Annotated in this window: 7 protein-coding genes; 2 read left to right on the top strand and 5 right to left on the bottom strand. The window is 54.7% G+C overall.

Annotated features, from left to right (window positions below; genetic code table 11):
• Window positions 1-359: 359 nt before the first annotated feature.
• Entirely contained in the window at window positions 360-1,949 is a 1,590-nt protein-coding gene (gene purH, locus ACJY2L_RS19095; protein WP_439214596.1) for a bifunctional phosphoribosylaminoimidazolecarboxamide formyltransferase/IMP cyclohydrolase, read from the top strand.
• A gap of 19 nt (window positions 1,950-1,968) precedes the next feature.
• Window positions 1,969-3,249, top strand: coding sequence for a phosphoribosylamine--glycine ligase (gene purD / locus ACJY2L_RS19090; protein WP_067434367.1), 1,281 nt, complete (start codon window positions 1,969-1,971; stop codon window positions 3,247-3,249).
• A 35-nt stretch (window positions 3,250-3,284) separates the two neighbouring features.
• On the opposite strand, the gene ACJY2L_RS19085 is transcribed toward purD, so the two are convergent.
• From ACJY2L_RS19085 to hemE, 5 genes are all read right to left on the bottom strand, one after another.
• A complete protein-coding gene (locus ACJY2L_RS19085; RefSeq protein ID WP_439214598.1) occupies window positions 3,285-3,932 on the bottom strand; it encodes a DUF1481 domain-containing protein in 648 nt (215 codons plus the stop codon).
• A gap of 110 nt (window positions 3,933-4,042) precedes the next feature.
• A complete protein-coding gene (gene hupA, locus ACJY2L_RS19080) occupies window positions 4,043-4,315 on the bottom strand; it encodes a nucleoid-associated protein HU-alpha (RefSeq protein ID WP_439214600.1) in 273 nt (90 codons plus the stop codon).
• Between the two features lie 188 nt (window positions 4,316-4,503).
• A complete protein-coding gene (locus tag ACJY2L_RS19075; RefSeq protein ID WP_067434377.1) occupies window positions 4,504-5,094 on the bottom strand; it encodes a YjaG family protein in 591 nt (196 codons plus the stop codon).
• A 51-nt stretch (window positions 5,095-5,145) separates the two neighbouring features.
• On the bottom strand, window positions 5,146-5,814 hold the full coding sequence (nfi, locus tag ACJY2L_RS19070) for a deoxyribonuclease V (RefSeq protein ID WP_067434379.1): 669 nt from the start codon (window positions 5,812-5,814) through the stop codon (window positions 5,146-5,148).
• A gap of 2 nt (window positions 5,815-5,816) precedes the next feature.
• A complete protein-coding gene (gene hemE / locus ACJY2L_RS19065; RefSeq protein ID WP_067434382.1) occupies window positions 5,817-6,884 on the bottom strand; it encodes a uroporphyrinogen decarboxylase in 1,068 nt (355 codons plus the stop codon).
• Between the last annotated feature and the right edge of the window lie 17 nt (window positions 6,885-6,901).

The following is a 6,901-nucleotide window of genomic DNA, read 5'->3' as shown; positions in this document are numbered from 1 at the left end:
GCTGGAGAGTTTCCTCATCCTGCACACCGTGCTGTGTAAGCCGTTGTGCCGTGTCGTTGGATGCGCATTATAGGGAGTTCGCGCCGCGCGGCAACCGCTAATTTGCATAAAATCGATCGTTTGCTGCATTCCACAGCAAAAGGCCGCCTTATACGCAGTTATGCACAAATTTATCCACAATGCCCGACGCAGAGTAATTTTGACGAGCATCGCGCAAACGTTTTCGCTACAATGCCCGCGCAAATTGGCCGCCCCTATTGGGGCGTTACCTGAAGCTTTTGTTTCTTTATAGAGAGAAGAAATGCAGGCTTGATGTAACGCTCTTTACTTGCGAACCAAAGCCAAGGGATAAAACCACCATGCAACAACCTCGTCCTGTCCGCCGTGCGCTACTCAGCGTCTCTGATAAAGCCGGTATCCTCGAATTCGCTCAGGCACTTTCCAGCCGCGGTGTTGAACTTCTCTCTACCGGCGGCACTGCTCGCTTGTTGGCTGATGCTGGCCTTCCGGTTACTGAAGTTTCTGACTACACCGGTTTTCCAGAAATGATGGATGGCCGGGTGAAAACGCTGCATCCGAAAGTGCATGGTGGCATTTTGGGCCGTCGCGGCCAGGATGATGCCATCATGGCAGAGCATCAGATTGAGCCAATTGATATGGTTGTCGTCAATCTCTACCCTTTTGCAGAAACCGTTGCACGCGAAGGTTGCTCGCTGGAAGACGCCGTTGAGAATATCGATATTGGCGGGCCAACCATGGTGCGCTCTGCCGCCAAGAATCACAAAGATGTGGCGATCGTAGTGAAGAGCAGTGATTACGAAGCCATCATCGCAGAGATGGATACCAACAATAACTCGCTACAGCTGGTGACGCGTTTTGATTTGGCGATCAAAGCTTTTGAGCACACCGCCGCTTACGACAGCATGATCGCTAACTACTTTGGCAGCATGGTGCCTGCCTATCACGGCGACTCCGCGGAACCTGCGGGTCGCTTCCCGCGCACGCTTAACCTCAACTTCATCAAAAAGCAGGATATGCGTTACGGTGAGAACAGCCATCAGGACGCGGCCTTCTATATAGAAGAGAACGTCACGGAAGCCTCAGTGGCTACCGCACGTCAGGTTCAGGGCAAGGCGCTCTCTTATAACAACATTGCTGACACCGATGCTGCTCTTGAATGTGTGAAAGAATTTGATGAGCCCGCCTGCGTTATCGTTAAACACGCTAACCCCTGCGGCGTAGCCATCGGCGATAGTCTGCTCAATGCCTATGAGCGTGCATGGAAAACCGATCCTACTTCAGCCTTTGGCGGCATTATCGCGTTCAACCGCGAGCTGGATGAAGCAACAGCCCAGGCAATTGTCAGCCGTCAGTTCGTTGAAGTGATCATTGTGCCAGCGGCCAGTGAAGCTGCTTTAGCCATTACCGCCACCAAGCAGAACGTTCGCGTTCTGATTTGCGGTCAGTGGCAGGCGCGCCAGCATGGCCTCGATTTCAAACGCGTCAACGGCGGTCTGCTGGTTCAGGATCGCGATCTTGGCATGGTGGATGAGAGCCAGCTGCGCGTGGTTAGCCAGCGTCAGCCCAGCGAGCAGGAACTGCGTGATGCGCTGTTCTGCTGGAAAGTGGCCAAATTCGTTAAATCCAACGCGATTGTTTACGCGCGCGATAAGATGACCATCGGCATTGGTGCCGGTCAGATGAGCCGCGTGTACTCGGCTAAAATTGCCGGTATCAAAGCCGGCGATGAGGGGCTGGAGGTAAAAGGTTCGGCGATGGCATCTGACGCCTTCTTCCCGTTCCGCGATGGTATTGATGCCGCTGCCGCCGTAGGTATCACCTGTGTGATCCAGCCTGGCGGTTCAATCCGCGATGAAGAGATCATTACCGCTGCCAACGAACACGGCATCGCGATGATCTTCACCGATATGCGTCACTTCCGTCATTAATCAGCAGGAGAACCGAACGATGAAAATTCTGGTCATTGGCAACGGCGGACGTGAACACGCGCTGGCATGGAAGGCGGCTCAGTCGCCGCTGGCGACAACCGTTTATGTCGCGCCCGGTAATGCCGGTACGGCGCTGGAACCGGCGCTGCAAAATGTGGATATCAGCCCAACCGATATTCATGGCCTGCTGCGATTCGCACAGAGCGAAAATATCGACTTAACGATTGTGGGTCCGGAAGCACCGCTGGTGATTGGCGTAGTTGACGCCTTTCGCACTGCCGGTCTGAAAATTTTTGGCCCCACGCAGGCCGCTGCACAGCTGGAGGGATCGAAAGCCTTTACCAAAGACTTTCTGGCACGCCATCACATTCCCAGCGCGGAATACCAGAACTTCACTGCGGTTGAACCTGCCCTGGCTTATCTGCGGGAAAAAGGCGCGCCAATTGTGATAAAGGCCGATGGTCTCGCGGCGGGCAAAGGCGTGATTGTGGCGATGACGCTGGAGGAAGCGGAAGCTGCCGTAGAAGATATGCTGGCGGGCAATGCTTTTGGCAATGCGGGCCATCGCATCGTGATTGAAGAGTTTCTGACCGGCGAAGAAGCCAGCTTTATCGTTATGGTGGATGGCGAAAACGTTCTGCCCATGGCCACCAGCCAGGATCATAAACGCGTAGGCGATGGTGATACCGGTCCTAATACCGGCGGCATGGGCGCCTATTCACCTGCTCCGGTCGTCACTGATGAGATTCATCAACGCGTAATGGATCAGGTTATCTGGCCAACGGTGCGCGGCATGGCAGCCGAAGGCAACGTCTATACCGGCTTTCTCTATGCGGGCCTGATGATCGATGATGAGGGGCAACCCAAAGTCATTGAGTTTAACTGCCGCTTTGGCGATCCGGAAACGCAGCCCATTATGTTGCGTATGCAGTCGGATCTGGTTGAGCTATGCCTGGCGGGCTGCGAAGGCACGCTGGATCAGCAGGATTCACAATGGGATCCGCGTCCGGCATTGGGCATCGTGCTGGCCGCAGGCGGCTATCCCGGCGATTATCAGACTGGCCTGCAGATTCATGGCCTGCCTCTGGAGCAGCCAGACGACCGCAAAGTGTTTCATGCCGGCACCAAAATGCAGGGCGATGTGGTGGTTACCAATGGCGGGCGCGTCTTATGCGTCACGGCGTTAGGTGACGATGTTGCTGATGCGCAGCAGCGTGCTCGCGAACTGGTGAAAGACATTTCATGGACCGGCAGCTTCAGCCGCAGCGATATCGGCTGGCGCGCAATCGATCGCAAGTAGCTTGTATTCGGCAGGGGCACACGATGTCCCTGCTGTTAAAAGGTTGCCTCTCGCGGTTGCCACTGGCAATCATCGGCCTGCCCCTGCAACAACAATTCATTGCCATCTGGTCCTTCCAGCCACGCTAGCATCGTCGCCTGTTTGTCACGCATCCACATCTGGCTGATACGCTGGCGCGTTGCGGCATCGAAGTCCGGCGTTAAAATAGTCCCTTCACAGCTTTGTACACGGCCATCGCCCAGCCAGTGACCCTGATGCAACATAATCCGGCCTGCCAGCAGTGCGTCACTGATATCGCGCATCCGACCAGCATCGAACTGATAGAGTGCCACCGTTTCGTCACTGACCGCTTGCCGCTGCCCCGCTAGCTGGCGCTGCATAAAGCTCAGCTTACCCTCGGCGTTAAAGCGCAACGTCACATCATCCGGCCGATCGCCTTTTACCTGGCGCGCAATGCTCATCAGCTTTCCGTCCACCCAGTTGTAATGCGTCACATCTGCCGTTCCACCGCTAAATGGGGTAAAGACAGTCATCATGTGTACGCTGTCACGATCGCTGTTTTTGCGCCAGATGCGGACAACACCGCGATCGGCAAGATAGCCGCTGGCCGTAAAATCGGGAAGAGAAGAGTGAGAGCTGCAGCCAACAAGCAGAACGCTCAATATGAGGGTGAGGATTTTCATAGGGTCCCGCGGACGAGAGCGATGCTGGATATAAGGAATCAGGTTTATCACGAGGAGAAAACAAAAGGGCTTTTAAGCCCCTCTGTTTAAACCTTTTACTACTACAAAACTTACTTAACAGCGTCTTTCAGTGCTTTACCAGATACGAACGCTGGTACGTTTGCAGCAGCAATTTTGATTTCCTTGCCAGTCTGCGGGTTGCGGCCAGTACGCTCAGCACGATGGTTAACCTTAAAAGTACCAAAACCAACCAGTTGTACAGCATCACCATCTTTAAGAGACTCAGTAATCGCTGCCAAAGTGGATTCCAGAGCTGCTTTAGCCTGGGCTTTTGACAGATCCGCTTTGTCTGCAATTACATCGATCAGTTGAGTCTTGTTCATAAGTTATCCTTACAGTGTATTTATCGCTTGCTAAGCATCAAGTGCGAGGGAAAAGCCAACGGCTGGCACTCTTCAGCCTGCGCGCACCGATAGCCACATTTTTCAGCCCCCCAAATGTAGACCAGACGGGGGGCGAATGTGAAGCCTTTAGGCGCGACAAATCAGGCCTGGAGTCACGTTTTATCGCCTTACTGCTGAATTTTTATACCGATGTTGCTGAATCCGTCTTCCCGCAGGTCTGAACGTAATCCTTTTATCAATTCCACGTCACGTTCTTCACAGGCGGCAAGCAGGCGAAATATCTCCCATTGCGCGTCCCATTCGTCGATGACGCCTTGATTATCTTTTAACTCATCATCGGACATTTCCTGTCCGGATTGGGTCATTTCCAGCATCGCCACGGTAGTGATTGAGGTCTCGCTGACTTCGATCGCCCGATCCAGCGTGTCGCCACTCAGCAGCGCATGCACCGTTTCACTCAGAGCAACACAGGCATCGATAGCGGGATAAACGCCATACACATCGAAATCATCGCCGTTGGGGATCGCCTCTTCGAATTTCTCCAGCTGGCTGTCGAAATTGATTTTGGCATCTTTTACCGTCAATGACTCCCACACCAGATCGAGCAGACGACGATAAAGCTGAGCATCGGCAAAACCGGTCTGCTGATGAAACGCCCAGTAGTTGGGATACATACGTTCACACAAACAGGCCATAAACGTCATATGCTGCCAGCTTTCTAACTTCTCCAGCCGCAGATGAATTGGGTTACGTAACATGGGGCAATCTCTTGGTGATTTTTCTGCCGGCAGTGTACAGCAAAAGCGGCATTAAGGCTGCTGTTGCCAGCGAACAAAGGCCGGTCGACGTGACGCCACCGCATCTGCCCAGCGCGTCGGTTCGGGCAGGCGATATCCGCCCATGCAGCGTTCAACCCACTCCAGCGCGGTATCGGTGCTAACGCGATGGCCGGTCGAGACAAACAGTGGATTGCAGCGCTTTTTGCTGCGCCATACCCAGGCCAGCTGCTCACCTTTGTCCATCAGCGGCTGGCGAGCGCCAGGCTCTTCCGACAGGTCAGCAAACTTACCGCATAACCGGCGCTTCGCCACGCCAATGGTCGGGACATCCACCATCAGACCAAAATGGCTGGCAACCCCGAGTCGACGCGGATGGGAAATGCCATGACCATCAACAAACAGCAGATCCGGATGCTGATCGAGCTGCTGCCATGCCGCCAGTAAGGCCGGATATTCGCGGAACGAGAGGAAGCCAGGAATGTAGGGCATCGTTGTGGCTACGCGCGCCACCGTGTGCGCCACCAGCTTCATCGAGGGATACTCCAGCAGCACCAGCGCGGCACGCGTGACGTCGCCTCCCTCTTCAAAACCAACGTCAGCACCGCCGATTAAACGGGGTGGCATAACCTCAAAGTCATCATGCCGCACAACCTGCGCAGCTCGTTCAATTTGTTCGGCGCGTAAAGCCTGTATATCCACGGTTACTCCTGATGATATTTTCGCGACAGCTTATGCACTGCCTCGACAAAAACGCCGGCATGTTCTGGTGGTACATCCTGATGAATACCATGGCCCAGGTTAAAGACATGCCCGTTGCCGTTGCCAAATCCCTGCAAAATAGTTTCCACTTCCTGCTCAATCCGTGCAGGCGGTGCATAAAGCATAGAAGGATCCATATTGCCCTGCAGCGCAACCTTGTCGCCTACGCGGCGGCGCGCATCAGCAATATCCATGGTCCAGTCCAGCCCCAGCGCATCACAGCCGGTGGCTGCCATCGCTTCCAGCCATTGATTCCCACCTTTGGTGAACAGCGTGACGGGCACACGGCGCCCCTCATTTTCGCGTTGCAGACCATCGACAATTTTGTGCATGTAATGCAGTGAGAACTCAAGGTAGTCGCGGCCGGTGAGCACGCCGCCCCAGGTATCGAAAATCATCACCGACTGGGCGCCAGCGCGGATCTGCGCGTTGAGATAAAGGGTGACGCTGTCAGCCAGCTTATCGAGCATCGCGTGCAGCGTGGTCGGCTCGGCATACATCATTTTCTTGAGTTTGGTAAACGCCTTGCTGCTCCCGCCTTCCACCATATAGGTAGCCAACGTCCACGGGCTGCCGGAAAAGCCAATCAGCGGCACCTCGCCCTGCAGATTTTTGCGAATGGTGCGCACGGCATTCATGACGTAGCCCAGTTCCTGTTCAGGATCGGGAATCGGCAGTTTATCAACGTCGGCACGACAGGTAATCGGAGAGGAGAAACGCGGGCCTTCACCTGCCTCAAAATAGAGCCCTAATCCCATGGCATCCGGAATCGTCAGGATATCGGAGAACAGAATCGCGGCGTCCAGCGGATAACGCCGCAGCGGCTGCAGCGTCACCTCACAGGCGAGTTCGGCATTTTTACACAGCGACATAAAATCGCCTGCGATGGCGCGCGTCGCTTTATACTCCGGCAAATAGCGGCCTGCCTGGCGCATCATCCAGACCGGCGTGACGTCTACAGGCTGGCGCAACAAGGCGCGCAGATAACGATCGTTCTTCAATTCACTCATGGCTAAAATCTCTTAAA

Source organism: Duffyella sp. Ts4 (assembly GCF_051851875.1).
Lineage (GTDB): Bacteria > Pseudomonadota > Gammaproteobacteria > Enterobacterales > Enterobacteriaceae > Duffyella > Duffyella gerundensis.
The sequence above is the reverse complement of the archived record's forward strand: the minus strand, read 5'-3'. Positions and strand labels throughout refer to the sequence as shown.

Coding starts and splice junctions, on each gene's coding strand:
- purH (WP_439214596.1), top strand. CDS start 360: ATGCAACAACCTCGTCCTGTCCGCCGTGCGCTACTCAGCGTCTCTGAT.
- purD (WP_067434367.1), top strand. CDS start 1,969: ATGAAAATTCTGGTCATTGGCAACGGCGGACGTGAACACGCGCTGGCA.
- ACJY2L_RS19085 (WP_439214598.1), bottom strand. CDS start 3,932: ATGAAAATCCTCACCCTCATATTGAGCGTTCTGCTTGTTGGCTGCAGC.
- hupA (WP_439214600.1), bottom strand. CDS start 4,315: ATGAACAAGACTCAACTGATCGATGTAATTGCAGACAAAGCGGATCTG.
- ACJY2L_RS19075 (WP_067434377.1), bottom strand. CDS start 5,094: ATGTTACGTAACCCAATTCATCTGCGGCTGGAGAAGTTAGAAAGCTGG.
- hemE (WP_067434382.1), bottom strand. CDS start 6,884: ATGAGTGAATTGAAGAACGATCGTTATCTGCGCGCCTTGTTGCGCCAG.